Source organism: Limnohabitans sp. DM1 (assembly GCF_001269385.1).
Classification (GTDB): Bacteria; Pseudomonadota; Gammaproteobacteria; order Burkholderiales; family Burkholderiaceae_C; genus Limnohabitans_A.
The window spans coordinates 46,666-62,014 of the sequence record NZ_CXOO01000025.1 but is presented as its reverse complement, the minus strand read 5'-3'; the positions used below and the strand labels follow the sequence as shown (position 1 = coordinate 62,014).

The following is a 15,349-nucleotide window of genomic DNA, read 5'->3' as shown; positions in this document are numbered from 1 at the left end:
TCGGGGTCTTCGACCGCCGACCTACGAAGCCCCATCTTTTGTAGGTCGGCACTCGCAGAGTCCGACGTTGCGGATCAGCCGTTGAAGATGGACACCGTCTTGGTGTTCAGATAGGCTTCCAGTGCTTCCGGGCCGCCTTCTGAGCCGTAGCCTGAATCCTTGATGCCGCCAAATGGCAGCTCGGGCCAGGGCGCTGCGGGTTGATTGATCCAGAGCATGCCCACTTCCAGGCGCTGGCTCAGCAGGTGCGAGGTTTTGAGTGAGTTGGTGAAGGCATAACCCGACAGGCCAAAAGGCAAGCGATTGGCTTCGGCGATGGCGTCTTCGATCTTTTCAAACGTGCGGATGGCGGCGATCGGGCCAAAGGGCTCGTTGTTCACCACGTCTGCGTCCAGCGGCACATGCGACAAGACCGTGGGCGCAAAGAAATGACCCTGCGTGCCGATGCGCTCGCCGCCCGTGAGCACCTTGGCACCTTTGGCGCGGGCGTCCTGCATGATGGCCTGCATGGCCACCAGGCGGCGCTCGTTGGCCAAAGGGCCCATCTGGGTGCCTGCGCTCAGGCCATCACCCACCTTGAGCGATGCGGCATGCGCGGCCATCAAGGCTGCAAATTCATCGGCAATTGTGTGGTGCACCAAAAAGCGGGTGGGCGAAATGCACACCTGACCCGCATTACGGAATTTCGCAGCGCCTGCGGTTTTCACGGCCAAGGCGATGTCGGCGTCTTCGGCCAGGATGACCGGGGCGTGACCGCCCAGCTCCATGGTCACGCGTTTCATGTGCTGACCGGCCAGTGCAGACAGCTGCTTGCCCACGGGAGTGGAGCCGGTGAAGGTGATTTTGCGGATCAGCGGGTGCGCGATCAGGTAGTTGGAAATGTCCGCCGGTGTGCCGTAGACCAGACCGATCACACCCGCAGGCACGCCCGCATCGTGAAACGCGCGGATCAGCTCGGCTGGGGATGCGGGGGTTTCTTCGGGGGCTTTGACCAGGATGGAGCAGCCAGCTGCCAGGGCCGCTGACATTTTGCGCACGACTTGGTTGACCGGGAAGTTCCAGGGGGTGAACGCGGCCACAGGCCCCAAGGGTTGCTTGAGCACCTGCTGCTGCACGTTGATGTTGCGAGGCGGCACGATGCGGCCATAGACGCGGCGGCCTTCTTCGGCAAACCACTCGATGATGTCGGCGGCCGACATGGCCTCGACCTTGGCTTCGGCCAAGGGCTTGCCTTGCTCCTGTGTGAGCAGTTCAGCAATTTGCGGGGCACGCTCGCGCATCAGGGCGGCGGCCTTGCGCATGATGGCGCTGCGTTCGTTGGCGGGGGTGTCGCGCCAGATCTCGAAGCCCTTTTGCGCGGCTTGCGCGGCACGCTCCAGATCAGGAATGCCTGCGTGGGCCAGGCGTCCAATTTCAGTGCCGGTGGCGGGGTTGAACACAGGCAGGGTGCGGCCATCTGCGGCATCGCACCACTGGCCACTGATGAAGAGTTGGGTGTTGGGGTAGGTCATGCTGTAGTCCTGAAGTCGGGTTGCTGAGAACCCATGCCGAGGGAGGGTGAAGAATCAAAGAGTGAACCTGTGTGCGGATTGTGGCCGGATTTTGAGCCAGCCCCGTCAAGCCCGTGACAGACTGAGATCCCCGGTGGCCGTTCAAGCCGGACGCAAACTGTTGGCCAAATGCTCCAGCAGCACATTGACCCGGTGAGGGATGTAGCGGTTGCTGGGCAGCACGGCATAAATGCCCAGGGGCGGCGGCGCGAAGTCTTGCAGGATTTGCAGCACCTCGCCCCGCGCTAAAAAGGGCTCGGCGATGAAGTCCGGTTGCACGGTGATGCCCATGCCCCGTGCGGCGGCCTGGGTCAGGGCCGAACCGTTGTTGGCGCGGATGCGGCCACGCACCGGAAAGTGCTGCAACTGGCCCTCCACACTATAGGGCCAGGTCGCCGCACTCATGGACATCGAATACACCAGGCACTCGTGATGCACCAGGGCCTGCGGATGGTTGGGCTGGCCGTGTGCGGACACATACGCAGGCGAAGCCAGCGTCAGCAAGTGCGCCTGCCCCAGTTGCCGCACGATGTCGCCCGGCTGCAAATCGGCGGTGATGCGGATCGACAGGTCGATGCCTTCTTCGATCAGCTTGGAGCGCTGGTCCGAAAAATCCATCATCAGCTCAATGCGCGGCTGCGCCTGCGCAAAGGCGATCAGGGCGGGCATGAGCCGCTCCAGGCCAAAGCTGATGGGCAAACCCAGCCGGATGCGGCCTCGGGCTAGGGCTGTGTCTTCGCCCAGACTGGCCTCGGCGGCGTCCACCATGTTCAGGATGACCCGGCACTTTTCCAAGTAAGCCGAGCCTGCAGGCGTGAGCGTCAGGCTGCGGGTGCTGCGCGTGATGAGCTTGACGCGCAGCTGCTTTTCCAGCGCGGCGATCTGGCGGGTGATGGCCGAGCGCGCCACCTGCAGTTGCTCGGCCACGGCGGTGAAGCTGCCCGCTTCGGCCACCCGTACAAAAATTTGCATGGCATCGAGTTTGTTCATTGTTGCCAATTTTGCAACAAATATTTGCACATTGGCCACTTTTTCTTAGCTACTGAAGGCCCTACAGTTCAACACATCGGCAGCCCTTGCACCTCCATCAAGGACTCCCACAGTCACCCAACACCTTCACCGCAAGCCCCATGTCTGCCCGCCGCCCCGTTCTTTTTGTGCCCCATGGCTCACCCATGTTTGCCCTGCACCCCGGTGCAGCGGGCGCAGCCATGAGCCACGTTGCGACCCAACTGGGAACGCCCCGCGCCATCGTGGTGCTCAGCCCGCACTGGGACACGGTGGTGCCCACCGTGGGCTTTGCCACCCGGCCCGAAACCATTCACGACTTTGGCGGTTTTGACCCCCGGCTTTACCAGATGCACTACCCCGCCACAGGCTGCCCCGAAGTCGCCGCTCAGGTCGTCATGGCTTTGCAGCATGCCGGTTTGCCCGTGGCACAAGACGCCCAGCGTGGCCTGGACCACGGGGCCTGGATGCCGCTGCGCCAGATGTTCCCGGATGCCGACATCCCGGTGGTGCCACTGTCGGTGCAAAGCCGCCTGGGCCCGGCGCACGCTTACCGGGTGGGCCAAGCACTGGCCTTGCTGGCTGCGCAGAACATTCTGGTCATGGCCTCGGGCAACATCACCCACAACCTGCATGACTTCATGGCGGTCAGCAGGCATGGCGGCGGCACACCGGCTTATGTGCAGGCCTTTGCCGACTGGATTCACACCCACATGATGGCCCGCGATGTGCCCGGCTTGCTGGCGTACCGCCAGCACGTCGAAGGCCAACGCGCCCACCCCAGCGACGAGCACCTGTTGCCCTTGTTCACCGCACTGGGTGCTGCGGGTGCTGACGCACAGCCTGAGGCGTTTTTCCGGGGTATCAGTGACCACGTCATCGCCATGGATGGCTACAGCTTTCACTGAAACCCTCAAGGAGCACACACCATGCACACGCCCCACTACACGCGCACTGCCCAAAGCCTGCACTGGCTCATGGCCCTGATGATTTTTGGCCTGCTGGCGCTGGGCTATTACATGAGCGACCTGCCCCTGTCGCCTGAAAAATTGCAGTACTACTCGTGGCACAAATGGGCGGGTGTGAGCGTGTTTTTCCTGGTCTGGCTGCGCCTGCTGTGGCGCGTCACGCACCGCCCACCGGCCCTGCCGGACAGCATGCCCCGCCATATGCAGATGGCAGCCCATGCAGGCCACTTCCTGCTGTATGTGCTGATGATCGCCATCCCTTTGAGTGGCTGGCTCATGAGTTCGGCCAAGGGCGTGCCCACAGTCTGGTTTGGCGTGCTGCCGATTCCTGACCTGATTGGCAAAGACAAGGCACTGGGCCGCAGCCTGGCCGAGTTGCATGAGGCCTTGAACATCGGCTTGCTGGTGCTGATTGCAGGCCATGCCGCAGCCGCGTTTTTCCACCACTTCTTTCACAAAGACGACACGCTGCGCCGCATGTTGCCTGCACGTTGATTCACCCCTTGCTTTGAGAACACGCATGAAAACTGCTTTGAAACACATCGTCACCCTGTCGGCGCTCGCGCTGGCTGCGCAAGCCCAGGCCGCGCCTTACACGTCCATCGTGCCTGCCAAGAGCAGCGTCACCTTCAGCTACAAGCAAATGGGCGTGGCCATGGACGGCCGCTTCAAGAAATTTGCCGCCCAGCTCCACTTGGATCCCGCCAAGGCCGAACAGGCCAAAGCCAGCTTTGAAGTCGATCTGACCAGCGTGGACACCGGCTCGGGCGAGGCCGACGAAGAAGTGGTCACCAAATCGTGGTTCAACACCGCCGCCTTCCCCAAGGCCCAGTTTGTGGCCCAACAGATCAAGCCAACCGCAGCCAACCAATATGAAGTGCAAGGCACGCTCAGCATCAAGGGGATGACGCGCGAGGTGAAATTTCCCATGAAACACAGCGCACAAGGCAAGGACGGCCTGCTGACCGGCGGCTTCACCCTCAAACGCGCCGACTACAGCATCGGCGAAGGCATGTGGGCCAAGTTCGATGTGGTGGCCAATGACATCCAGGTCAACTTTTCCATCACCGCTCAATCGGGCAAATAAACCGGGCCTTGGCCTTTTACTTTTTCACACAGGAGCTTTCCCATGACATCTTTGAAAAAACTCGCCGCCGCTTTGGCTTTCGCATCGCTGGCCGCAGGCTCGGCCTTGGCCGCGCCCGTGACCTACAACGTGGACAGCTCGCACACCTTCCCGCGTTTTTCGTATTCGCACTTCGGCCTGTCCACGCAGCTGAGCAGCTTCAGCAACACCACCGGCAAAGTGGTGTTTGACGCCGAAGCCAAAACCGGCTCGGTGGACATCGTGATTGACCTCAAATCGGTGAACACCGGCTCAGTGGACTTCAACGGCCACATCCAAGGCGAAGACTTCCTGCACACGGCCAAATTCCCCACCGCCACTTTCAAATCGACCCAAGTGGTGTTTGAAGGCGACAAGCCCAAAGCCATCGAAGGTCAGCTGACCATCAAAGGCGTGAGCAAGCCCGTGACCCTGACAGTCACCAGCTTCCAGGCCATGCCCCACCCCATGATCAAAAAGCCAGCGCTGGGCGCCAACGCCTTCACCACCATCAAGCGCACCGAGTTCAATGCGGGCAAATACGCACCTTACGTGGGTGATGAAGTGCGCATCGACATCGCCATCGAAGCCGTGGTCCAGTAAGCCCAGTTTCAAAAGTTGAATAGGCAAACCACCCCGGAAAACCAGGGTGGTTGGTTGCGATATTTTGCAGGTCGGTGGTCGAAGACCCCGACGTGGGCCTGTGCCGAAGCCACCGACCTGCGACGTCGCGGGGCCTGCGCCGGGTATATAACTTCCGGCATAGCCCCATTGATCGAAAGATGGCTGTTGCCGCGACAGACATGTCTCTAGCATGGGAATTGATTGACACCATGCAATCAACCCATGCGGCCAGAGGCGTTCGACAGGACGCTTCAGGCACTGCAACATTTACTGGAGACCACCATGTCCTTGTTCAAGAAAATTCTCGTGCCCATTGATGGCAGCAACACGTCCAACAAGGCGCTGGACTACGCCATCAAAATGGCCCAATCAGAAAAAGCGCAGATTCGCATGGTGCATTGCATTGATGAGTTGTCCTTGCTCGGCGGGCATGAATACACGGGGGAGCTGATCGGGCTGGCCCGTGACAATGCCGAGAAGATTTTGAAAACCGGCTTGGTGGCTGCCAGTGCCGCCAACGTCACGGCCGACACTTTGGTGATTGACCGCGTGGGTCAGCGCCTGGGCGAGTCGGTGGCCGATGCCGCAGGCGACTGGGGGGCTGATCTGATCGTGATCGGGACACACGGCAGACGGGGTATTGGACGTGTGTTGCTGGGCAGTGGTTCCGAGCAGATCATGCGCATGTCGCCCGTGCCTGTGTTGATGATTCGGGGATTTGATTGAGCAGGATGGACGCTCAGTCGATCTTCGCGCCCGAGGCCTTGACCACCTGCGCCATGCGGACATAGTCGGCGGCCAGCAGCTTGCCGAAGTCGGCGTTGCTCAGGTCGCGTGGCTCAATGCCTTGCTTGTCCAGGCGCTCCAGAATCACCGGGTCCTTGAGCAGCTTGCTCACCGCCGCATGGATGCGGTTGGCCTGCTCTGCGGGCACGCCTGCGGGACCCAACAAACCAAACCACGAATCGAACTGGTAACCTGGCAAGCCGCTTTCGGCAATCGTGGGCAAATCAGACAGGTATTTGCTGCGCTTGGGCGAAGTCACGCCCAGCAGACGGATGCGGCTGTCCTTGGCAAAGGCCAAGGCCCCAATGCTGGCGGCAATCACCGCCTGGGCGCGGCCGGAGATGACCTCGTTGATCGCCTCGCCTGTGGCTTTGAGTGGCACATGCACCACATCGATACCGGCCAAGCCGTTGAAGTAAGCCATGGACAAATGCGTGGCGCTGCCCACGCCCGCCGTGGCGTAGTTCATCTTGCCGGGGTTGGCCTTGGCGTAGCGGATGTATTCAGCGGCCGTCTTGGCCGGCACGTCGGGGTGCACCATGAGCACATAGCTGGCGCTGCCGATGTGGCCCAGTGGCGCAAAGTCTTTTTGCGGGTCATAAGCCAGCTTGGTGTAGAGCGAGCCCGCAATGTTGTGGCTGGCCGCTGCCATGACCATGACCGAGCCATCGGCTTCGGCTCGGGCGACAAAAGCGTTGCCAATGGTGCCCCCCGCACCGGCGCGGTTTTCCACGATCACGGTTTGACCCAGAGCCGCCCCCATCTCGACCGAGAACGAGCGAGCCAGTATGTCTTGCACACCACCGGGTGCAAAAGGCACCACGATTCGTACCGGTTTGCCCGATTGCGCTTGCGCCATGCCCACTGCAGACAACAAAGCTGTGCCCAAAGTGGTCGTCAAAATTTCACGCCGTTGCATCATGAGAGTTTCCTTGTGATGGGTTCAAAACATTGAAAATCAGACGGTGTTCAGGCCACACACACCCGGTCGGCCAGGCGACGCATGAAGCGCTCGCACCACGCCAGCTGGTCCAACGTGACCCATTCGTTGGGCTGGTGAGCCTGTGCGATGTGGCCGGGGCCACACACGATGGTGGGCACACCCGCCTGGTGGAACAGAGCAGCTTCCGTGCCAAACGACACCTTGCCCGCGCCGCTGGCCGGGTCGACCTCGGCGCAGTAAAAACACAGCTGCGCGATCTCGCTGTCGGCCGCCGTGGCAAAACCGGGCAGCACCGATTTGAGCTCGTGGGTGATGCCCGTGTCCGGCGCGACCGCTTGCATGGCGGGCACCAAGCTCTCGCCAAAGGCTTTGGCGCGGGCAAACAGGTCTTCCGGCGTGTTCATGTGGTGGTGGCGGATTTCCCAAGTCACCTCGCACTGACGCGGGATGATGTTGAGCGCGGTGCCGCCAGCGATGACGCCCGTGTGGATGGTGGTGTGCGGCACGTCGTAAATCGGGTCAAACGGGCCGTTTTGCACCAACTCGCGGTGCATGCTTTTGAGCTTGGCGACAAACTCGCAAGCGATCTCGACCGCGTTCACGCCCAGCGGCGTGAGCGAGGAGTGCGCCTCAAAACCGTGCACCGTGGTTTGGTACGAATGCTTGCCCTTGTGCGCAATCACCACCTGCATGCCGGTGGGCTCGCCCACGATGCAGCCTGCAGGCTTGAAGCCCTGGGCCTGCATGTCGGCGATCATGCGGCGCACGCCGATGCAACCGACTTCTTCGTCGTAGCTGAAGGCCAGATGGATCGGGCGCTTGAGTTTGCGCTTGAGCAGCTCAGGCACCATCATCAAACAGATGGCCCCAAAGCTCTTCATGTCGGTCACGCCCCGGCCGTACATCTTGTCGCCTTGGATCACGACCTTGAACGGGTCGGTGTCCCAAGGCTGGCCGTCCACCGGCACCACGTCGGTGTGGCCCGACAGCACCAGGCCGCCCACTTTGGTTTCGCCGTCGTGCGCAGGCAGCGTGGCCCAGAGGTTGGCTTTTTGACCGCTGTCGTCGTAGGTGCGGCTGCAGTGGATGCCTAAATCGTTCAGGTAAGCCTCGGTCCAGTCCAGCAAGGCCAGGTTGCTGTCGCGCGAGACGGTGGCAAAGGCGATCCATTTTTCGATGAGGGGCAGAGCGGCCAAGTCTGCGGCCTGTGTGGCGGCTGGTGCAGGGCCTTGTTCGGGCGACAAGGCGGTGTGCGAAAGAGGGGCGTTCATGAGGGGACTCCATCCAAAAGGCCCATGGCGGGCGGTTTTCATCTTACAGGGGCCGGTGGCCGTTTGCGTCACCTTGCCGACAAGCCGAGGGGGCGTGTGCGCCTAAAGTGAACTGTCTATTTCTCTCACCCTTGGAGCTTTCATGGCCATTTACGAGCTGCGCACCTATTCCGTGATCGTCGGAAAGATGTCCGACGTCATCTCGCACTACAAAAACGAGGGCTGGCCTGCGCTGGCCAAGCACCCGCAAAAACTGGTGGGTTATTTCACGGGCGATGTGGGCGCGATCAATGAGCTGATCCATGTCTGGAAGTTCGACGACGACGCCGACCGCCGCGCCTTTTGGGCCGGGGTGTTTGCCGATCCTGAATTCATGGCTTTTGCCGCCAAAATCCGACCGCTGATGCGCGAGCAAAACAACAAGCTTATGTTGTCCGCGCCTTGGGGCCCTCAGCCCTGAGCGGGCGCAAGAGGGGCGCCGCGCAGGGCCCCTCGCTTGGGCCTCACTGGATCAAATAACCCCCGTCCACCGGCAAGACCACGCCCGTGACAAAGCGCGCCGCCGGGCTGGCCAGAAACAGCACCGGACCCGCCACGTCTTCGGGTTGGCCCCAGCGGCCCATGGGTGTGCGGCCCACGATCTGGGCGCTGCGTGTGGGGTCGTCCTGCAGGGCTTGGGTCAAAGGCGTGGCGATCCAGCCCGGGGCCACTGCGTTCACGCGGATGCCGTCGGCCGCATAGGCAATGGCCAGCGACTTGGTCAGTTGCGCCACGCCGCCCTTGCTGGCGCTGTAGCCGGGCGTGAGGCCGCCCCCAAAAAAGCTCAGCATCGAGGCGGTGTTGACGATGCAGCCTTGGCGAGCTTTGAGGCCTGCACGCGCCGCAGCGCACACACGCATGGTGCCGTTCAGGTTGATGTCCACGGTCTGTGCGAACACCTCCGGGTCGTGCTCGGCGTTGCGCTGGATGATGCCCGCGCAGTTGACCAGCACATCCAGCTCGGCAAATTCACCCAGGACCTTGTTCACATGCGCAGCTTGCCGCACATCCAGCACATGGAAGGCGATCAGGCGGTTGGCGCTTGAGGCTTGCGCCGCCGCCACTTCGGCAGGCGTGGCACCGGTGGCGGTGACGCTGGCGCCGGTGGCGGCAAAGGCCCGTGCAATGGCCGCGCCAATGCCGCTGGTGCCGCCGGTGATGAAAACTTGTTTGACCATGTCCATGAAACTTCTCCCTTGCTGTTGTTAAAAATCCAGGCTAATCACACCTCCGGCCTGCTGGGCGCGTGAGCAGCACAAGATGATTTTGTGCTGCCGCTCTTTGTGGCTGAGCACAAAGTCGCGGTGCTCCACCGCATCAGAGGCTTGTGCATCGTAAGGCAGGGCGCACACGCCGCACAGGCCGTCGCTGCATTTCACACTGATGCCCACACCCGCCTCGGCCAGCACCTCAGTGGCGCTGCGCTCGGCAGGCACCTGCAGGCGGCGGCCAGACTTTTGCAGCAGCAGCTCAAAGGGCTGGTTCACCCAGGCGTCGGCCTCGGGCACGCTGAAGTATTCGCGGTGCAAGGCGTCACTTGGCCAGCCGTGTGCAGTGGCCGCTTCGAACACGCCATCCATGAAGCGTGGCGCACCGCAGGTGTAGACATGTCCCCCCGCAGCAAAGTCGGGCAGCAGTTGCATCAGGTCGGCGCGTTGGCCTTCGTCCTTGAAGTGGTACTGCACCTGATGGGCCCACGGTACCTCGGCCAAGTCTTTCAAAAAGCCCGCCGTGTTTCGGCTGGCCGCGCTGTAATGAAAGTCAAAGGGCTTGCCCAAAGCGTGCAGCCTGTGTGCCATGGCGATCATGGGCGTCACGCCAATGCCGCCTGCAAACAGCCAGCTGTGCGTGGCGTCTTCGTGCAGCGCAAAGTGGTTGACCGGGCGCGACACAAACACCCTGCGCCCTTCGCGAAAAGCCCGGTGCATGAGCGCCGAGCCCCCGCGCCCGCCAGACTCGGGCGGCTCGCGCAACACACCCAGCACATAACGGCTGCGGTCCGCCGGGTCACCCGCCAGGCTGTAGGGGCGCTGGTATTCGGGCGCGATCACCACGTCGATGTGCCCGCCTGCCGTGAAGGGCGGCAACTCGCGGCCATCGGGCGCTTTGAACTCGTAACGCGCCAGGCCCTCGGCCATCTCTTCACGTTTGTGCAGCACCACCGGAAACACGGGCGGTTCGGCCGGCAAAGGCTGCGGCCCCGGGGCCAAGCCCTCGGTCTGGCCTGCTGCCAAGCGGGCTTGGTATTGCTCGGGCGTGAGCAAGGCCTGGTAGCGGGCAATGCCTTCTTCGCGGTTGACGGGGTAGGTTACCGGGTAAGGCTGCGGCATTTTGTCGGCCGGGTACACGGCCAGGGTCTGGTCTTCGTAGCGCAGGTCCAGGTCTTTTTGCAGGGTGCGCTGGTGGGTTTGCGCCGCTTGCACATAGCGGCCCGTGCGCTTGTCCAGCTCGATGTCCCACCACCACTTCTTGACCGGGTTGATGCTGCCGCGATCGAGCAGGTCATCGAGTCGCGCGAGCGCCGGTGCAGCGGCGGGCAGCTTCATGGCCACTTGCCGCCACAGGCTGTCGGCCAACAGGCCTTCCAGGTTCCAGGGGCAGGTTTTCATGCAGCGCCCGCACATGCCGCCTGCCGCGTTGGTGATGCGGTATCGGGCACATTTTTCGGCGTCGCTTTTCCAGATTTCGTAGCCGTTGTACATCAGCTTGGGGCCTGCGGTGATGGCCCCGGAGGGGCACTCGCGGGCGCACTTGTTGCAGCTTTCGCAAAAGCTTTGCAATCCAAAGTCGATGGGCTGGTCGGGGGCCATGGGCATGTCGGTGGTCACGCTGCCGCTTTTCAGGCGAGGCCCCAAAAACGGATTGAGGATCACCTCGCCAATGCGGCTGACTTCGCCCAGGCCCGACAGCAGGAGCAAAGGCGGCTGCAGCACGTCGCCGTCCAGCACCGAATGCACCCGGGCCGAATAACCCAGCCGCCGAATCTGCTCGGCCAAGATGCCGCCCATCAGCGAAAACCGCAAATAAGCCCGCATGCTTTGCGCCACCGAAATCCAGTCGTCGCCGCTGGCGCCCTCCATGGTTTCGTGGCCTTGGTCGATCAACAGGTTCAGCGCGTTGGCGTGGTAGGCCGGCATGGGGTTGCCGCCCGCGTCGTGCGAGTAATAGGCCCACTCGGGCACGGCGCACAGGCCCACCGCGTCCACACCCAAATAGTAAGAAGCGGCTTTCAGCTTGTCGGCGTTGCGTTGAGGATCAAGCGTGCTGGCGGCCACCGGGCCACGCGCCGGGCCAAACTGCAAGAGCAGCAATGCGCCCAGCGCCCGACGCGCGCAAGCCCCGATGGGGCTTTTCATCACATAGTGCGCGTTCTTGGCGTCGTCTTGCACCGTCTTGCCCAAGTCGCCAAACAAGGCCCGCGCAAAAAAGTCGGCCCGCTTCGGGAATCGAGGCACCCGGTCGTGGTCGATGAAGGTGGTGGGCGTGTCCTGGCGCTTGAGCGTTTCAAACGGGTGCGCCCCTTGGCGAAACTCGCGCCGGGCATACGCGTCGCGGTGGAAAGCCCCTTTGAACGTGCCCTGCCCCAGCCACCAAGCCGGGCCGTGGCTTTGCCAGCGGTTTTGCTGCGGGGCCAGGGCCTGATCAGGGGCGATGGCCAGCGTGGTGCTGACCGCGGCCAGGGCATAGCGTTGGCCCACATAGGGGTTGCCGCCATCGGGCAAGGTCAGGCCTGCGGCCAGGGCCAGGCGGGCCAAGTCCACATCGCTGCAGCTGGCGCTGTGGGCGCGGGCCTCGTGGCCCAGCATGCGCAAATAACTCGACAGCAGCACGGCTGTTTGCGCCGCCAGCACAGCGGCGCGGGGTTCTTGTGTGCCGGTCAGCCAGTCGCAACCGGGCTCACCCGGTTTGGGGTCCCGCGCAAATTCCACCAGGATCACGATGGCGTGGCTGTGGTGCCCAATCGGCCCATGCACCGTGCGGGCCGACTCGAGCACATCGGCCAGGATCATGTCCATGCCTGCCGCAAAACTGGCCGGTTGGCTCTGCGCCAACTCTTCGCCCAGCGCAGGCACCGCCGGGTTGCGGATCGGCTCGGGCAGCCAGGCGCTGGCAGGCAGAGCGCAGATGCCCATCATGGACGCGTCAAAGTAATAACCTGCGGCCTTCAGGTGCAGGGCGCGCTCGTCGGGCTCGGCCGGGATCTCCCCGATTTGCGGGTTCACGGCCCCGTCGCGCATCAGGTCGAACATGGCCATGTAACGCGCCATGGCGTGGGCCATCGATTCGGGGTCATCGTGCTCAAAACGCAGCGCCTGCATGGGCGGCAGGGCACTGTCGTCGGGTGTGTGGATCGTGCGGCGCAGGCGTTCCAGCGGGTAGGGCCCCAAGTGCACGGGGCGGTCGCGGTACGAAAACAAGCGCATGTGCAAGCCCTTTGAAGCCCAGTGAATGTGGGGCACTTCCAAAACCACAAGCTTACAAGCGCAGACGGGCTGCGCGCTGTCGCCCATGTCCCAGTAGGGGGCGTCTCATGCTGTGCGCCCAGGGGTGCTGAATGTGCGGTGACCTTTTTGTGACGCCAGACTGAATACTTGAACAACTGTGATTTCATACAGTATATTTGGCGCATGCCTTCTCCCTTGAATTTCACGCCGATCCCTGTTGTTGTCCCGGACACCCCGCTGTGGCTGCAGATGTGCGCCTGGAAGGTGCAGGCGGGGTTTCCGTCTCCGGCGGCAGACCACACGCGCAAGCGCATCGACCTCAATGAGCACCTGATCCGCAACAAGGAGGCGACCTTCATCTTTCGGGTCAAAGGCGATTCGATGAACGGCATCGGCATCTACGAAGGCGATGAGCTGCTGGTGGACCGCTCCATCGAGGCCGTGCACGGCAACATCGTGCTGGCCGTGCTCAACAACGACTACACCGTCAAGCGCCTGTACCGACGGGGCGGCGTGATCAAGCTGATCGCCGAAAACCCCTTGTACCCCCCCATCGTGCTCAAGGATGGCCAGGAGCTGCTCATCTGGGGTGTGGTCACGCGCAACCTGCACAAGCTGTATTGAACCCATGGCTGAACACACATCGTGCGCCCGGCGGTCCTGGATGCTGGCGGGGCCAGCCGGGCATCGCACCCACGGGAGCGACACGCCATGACGCAGCAACTGGCCCTGGTTGACTGCAACAATTTTTACGTCAGCTGCGAACGCATTTTCAGGCCCGATCTTGCCCGGGTGCCGATGGTGGTGTTGTCCAACAACGACGGCTGCGTGGTGTCCCGCTCCAACGAGGCCAAGGCCCTGGGCGTGAAGATGGGGCAGCCTTGGTTCGAGTGCAAAGCCCTGGCCGAGGAGCACGGCATTTTGGCCATGAGCAGCAATTACGCGCTGTATGCCGACTTGTCCAACCGGGTGATGAGCATCCTGAGCGAGTTTTCGCCCCGGCACGAGGTCTATTCGATCGACGAGTGCTTTGTGGACCTGACGGGCATGCCCCAACTGCGCGAACTCAGCTATCACATGCGCGAACGTGTGGGCAAGTGGACGGGCATGCCGGTGTGCGTGGGCATTGGCCCCACCAAGACCCTGGCCAAATTGGCCAACCATGTGGCCAAAAAGCATCCCCGATCTCAAGGCGTTTTCAACTACAACGCGCTCACGGCGGAACAAAAAAACCGCTTGCTCCAACGCCTGCCCGTGCAAGAGGTCTGGGGCGTGGGGCGCAAGCTCAGCCAAAAACTGGCGCTGCACGGCGTGCTGAGTGCCCATGACTTGCGCGAGGCGCACACGCCCACGCTGCGTGCCGAGTTCGGTGTGGTGATGGAAAAAACCCAACGCGAACTGCAAGAAACGGCGTGCATTTCGCTGCAAGAGCAGCCCACCGACAAGCAGCAAATCATCTCCAGCCGATCCTTTGGCAGCATGGTCACCGATTTGCCTGTGCTCAAGGATGCCCTGTCCATATTCGTCGCCAATGGCTGCGCCAAGCTCAGGGCGCAAGGCAGCCACGCGCGAGTGATTCAGGTGTTTTTGCAGACCAACCGGTTCAGAAAAGACCTGCCGCAGTACATGCCCAGTCTGACCGTGCCGCTGCCCTATCCCACGCACGACACCCTCGAAGTCAACCGCTGGGCCGACTACCTGTGTGAGCGCATGTTCAAACCCGGCTATGCCTATAAAAAGGCCGGTGTCATGCTCAGCGAAATTACGCCGGTCTCGCAGCGCCAAGGCGACTTGCTGGAGCCCGAAACCACCAGCAACACCCGGCTGATGCAGGCCGTGGACGCGTTGAACCAGCGTTACGGGCGCGGCGCAGTCAAGGTGTCCACGCAAGGGGCCTACAAGGACTGGCAAATGCTGCAAGCGCGCAAATCACCCCACTACACCACCGACTGGCAAGAAGTGCCCCTGGTGTGAGGGGGGTGTGACAGGGGAGGGCGGTGCGATGGCCCTGATCGCCGAACGATGCAAGCCCAGTCGCTATGATCCCCAGTGCGTTTGAGCGGTGGTGTGTGCGGTGGTCTGGGCCTTGCAAGCCCAGTGCCCGCGACTTTCAAAACCTGGGTTTCCATGCGTCAACGGGCTGACACCACCGCGGGCCTGCATGGGCCATTTCAAAAGAAAAAGCAGATGAGTGATCACGCATTGAATGTGCTCGGAACCCCTTTGGTACCTTGCTCCTACGATCCACTGACGGGTTATTACCGCGACGGGTGCTGCAACACCGACGGGCACGACCAAGGCAGCCATGTGGTTTGCGCCAAAGTGACGCAGGAGTTTCTGGCGTTCTCGCGCCAAAAGGGCAATGACCTGAGCACCCCGATCCCCGAGTACCGATTTGCAGGTTTGAAGCCGGGTGACCGTTGGTGCTTGTGCGCTGTGCGCTGGAAAGAGGCCTTCGATGCGGGCGTGGCACCCCCCGTCGTGCTGGCGTCAACACATGCCAAAGCCCTCGAATTCATCAGCTTGGATCAGCTGCAGGCCCATGCCCACGTTTGATCCCCAGGCAGTGCGCCCACAAGCCGTGCACTGTTGCACAGCCCCGCATGGCCG

General features: G+C 62.3%; 15 protein-coding genes. 9 read left to right on the top strand and 6 right to left on the bottom strand.

What is annotated here, in order from left to right; genetic code table 11:
* Positions 1 to 74 precede the first annotated feature (74 nt).
* Together AMM33_RS09880 and AMM33_RS09875 are read right to left on the bottom strand one after the other, a co-directional pair.
* Complete coding sequence (locus AMM33_RS09880) at positions 75 to 1,511, bottom strand: NAD-dependent succinate-semialdehyde dehydrogenase (RefSeq protein WP_090140861.1); 1,437 nt, start codon at positions 1,509 to 1,511, stop codon at positions 75 to 77.
* Between the two features lie 141 nt (positions 1,512 to 1,652).
* Complete coding sequence (locus AMM33_RS09875) at positions 1,653 to 2,540, bottom strand: LysR family transcriptional regulator (protein WP_090140859.1); 888 nt, start codon at positions 2,538 to 2,540, stop codon at positions 1,653 to 1,655.
* A gap of 140 nt (positions 2,541 to 2,680) precedes the next feature.
* Here AMM33_RS09875 and AMM33_RS09870 point away from each other — a divergent pair, with 140 nt between their 5' ends.
* The 5 genes from AMM33_RS09870 to AMM33_RS09850 all read left to right on the top strand — a co-directional run bounded on the left by AMM33_RS09870 (position 2,681) and on the right by AMM33_RS09850 (position 5,981).
* Entirely contained in the window at positions 2,681 to 3,466 is a 786-nt protein-coding gene (locus tag AMM33_RS09870) for a dioxygenase family protein (RefSeq protein ID WP_090140857.1), read from the top strand.
* Positions 3,467 to 3,487: 21 nt separating this feature from the next.
* Complete coding sequence (locus tag AMM33_RS09865) at positions 3,488 to 4,021, top strand: cytochrome b (protein ID WP_090140856.1); 534 nt, start codon at positions 3,488 to 3,490, stop codon at positions 4,019 to 4,021.
* 25 nt (positions 4,022 to 4,046) lie between these two features.
* Entirely contained in the window at positions 4,047 to 4,613 is a 567-nt protein-coding gene (locus AMM33_RS09860; RefSeq protein ID WP_090140854.1) for a YceI family protein, read from the top strand.
* A 51-nt stretch (positions 4,614 to 4,664) separates the two neighbouring features.
* The gene (locus AMM33_RS09855; RefSeq protein ID WP_228768063.1) at positions 4,665 to 5,234 is read left to right on the top strand and encodes a YceI family protein; all 570 of its coding nucleotides are present in this window, start codon (positions 4,665 to 4,667) and stop codon (positions 5,232 to 5,234) included.
* 303 nt (positions 5,235 to 5,537) lie between these two features.
* Positions 5,538 to 5,981, top strand: a complete 444-nt coding sequence (locus tag AMM33_RS09850) for a universal stress protein (RefSeq protein WP_090140920.1) — start codon at positions 5,538 to 5,540, stop codon at positions 5,979 to 5,981.
* Between the two features lie 13 nt (positions 5,982 to 5,994).
* Here AMM33_RS09850 and AMM33_RS09845 read toward each other — a convergent pair whose 3' ends face one another.
* Both AMM33_RS09845 and argE read right to left on the bottom strand, forming a co-directional pair.
* Positions 5,995 to 6,963 (bottom strand): tripartite tricarboxylate transporter substrate binding protein, encoded by a 969-nt coding sequence (locus AMM33_RS09845; protein ID WP_228768057.1) that lies wholly within the window; start codon positions 6,961 to 6,963, stop codon positions 5,995 to 5,997.
* A gap of 47 nt (positions 6,964 to 7,010) precedes the next feature.
* Complete coding sequence (gene argE / locus AMM33_RS09840; RefSeq protein ID WP_090140851.1) at positions 7,011 to 8,255, bottom strand: acetylornithine deacetylase; 1,245 nt, start codon at positions 8,253 to 8,255, stop codon at positions 7,011 to 7,013.
* A gap of 142 nt (positions 8,256 to 8,397) precedes the next feature.
* Between argE and AMM33_RS09835 the strand changes: the two genes are divergently transcribed.
* Positions 8,398 to 8,715, top strand: a complete 318-nt coding sequence (locus AMM33_RS09835; RefSeq protein WP_090140849.1) for an NIPSNAP family protein — start codon at positions 8,398 to 8,400, stop codon at positions 8,713 to 8,715.
* 43 nt (positions 8,716 to 8,758) lie between these two features.
* Here AMM33_RS09835 and AMM33_RS09830 read toward each other — a convergent pair whose 3' ends face one another.
* Both AMM33_RS09830 and AMM33_RS09825 read right to left on the bottom strand, forming a co-directional pair.
* Entirely contained in the window at positions 8,759 to 9,478 is a 720-nt protein-coding gene (locus AMM33_RS09830; protein WP_090140847.1) for an SDR family NAD(P)-dependent oxidoreductase, read from the bottom strand.
* Between the two features lie 21 nt (positions 9,479 to 9,499).
* Positions 9,500 to 12,718 carry a 4Fe-4S double cluster binding domain-containing protein gene (locus AMM33_RS09825; protein ID WP_090140916.1) on the bottom strand — a complete coding sequence of 1,073 codons (3,219 nt, stop codon included), beginning with the start codon at positions 12,716 to 12,718 and terminating at the stop codon, positions 9,500 to 9,502.
* A gap of 204 nt (positions 12,719 to 12,922) precedes the next feature.
* Between AMM33_RS09825 and AMM33_RS09820 the strand changes: the two genes are divergently transcribed.
* The 3 genes from AMM33_RS09820 (at position 12,923) to AMM33_RS09810 (ending at position 15,295) form a co-directional block, all read left to right on the top strand.
* The gene (locus AMM33_RS09820; protein ID WP_228768056.1) at positions 12,923 to 13,363 is read left to right on the top strand and encodes a LexA family protein; all 441 of its coding nucleotides are present in this window, start codon (positions 12,923 to 12,925) and stop codon (positions 13,361 to 13,363) included.
* 87 nt (positions 13,364 to 13,450) lie between these two features.
* The gene (locus AMM33_RS09815; protein WP_090140912.1) at positions 13,451 to 14,713 is read left to right on the top strand and encodes a Y-family DNA polymerase; all 1,263 of its coding nucleotides are present in this window, start codon (positions 13,451 to 13,453) and stop codon (positions 14,711 to 14,713) included.
* A 213-nt stretch (positions 14,714 to 14,926) separates the two neighbouring features.
* The gene (locus AMM33_RS09810) at positions 14,927 to 15,295 is read left to right on the top strand and encodes a DUF2237 family protein (protein ID WP_090140910.1); all 369 of its coding nucleotides are present in this window, start codon (positions 14,927 to 14,929) and stop codon (positions 15,293 to 15,295) included.
* The last annotated feature ends 54 nt before the right edge of the window (positions 15,296 to 15,349 follow it).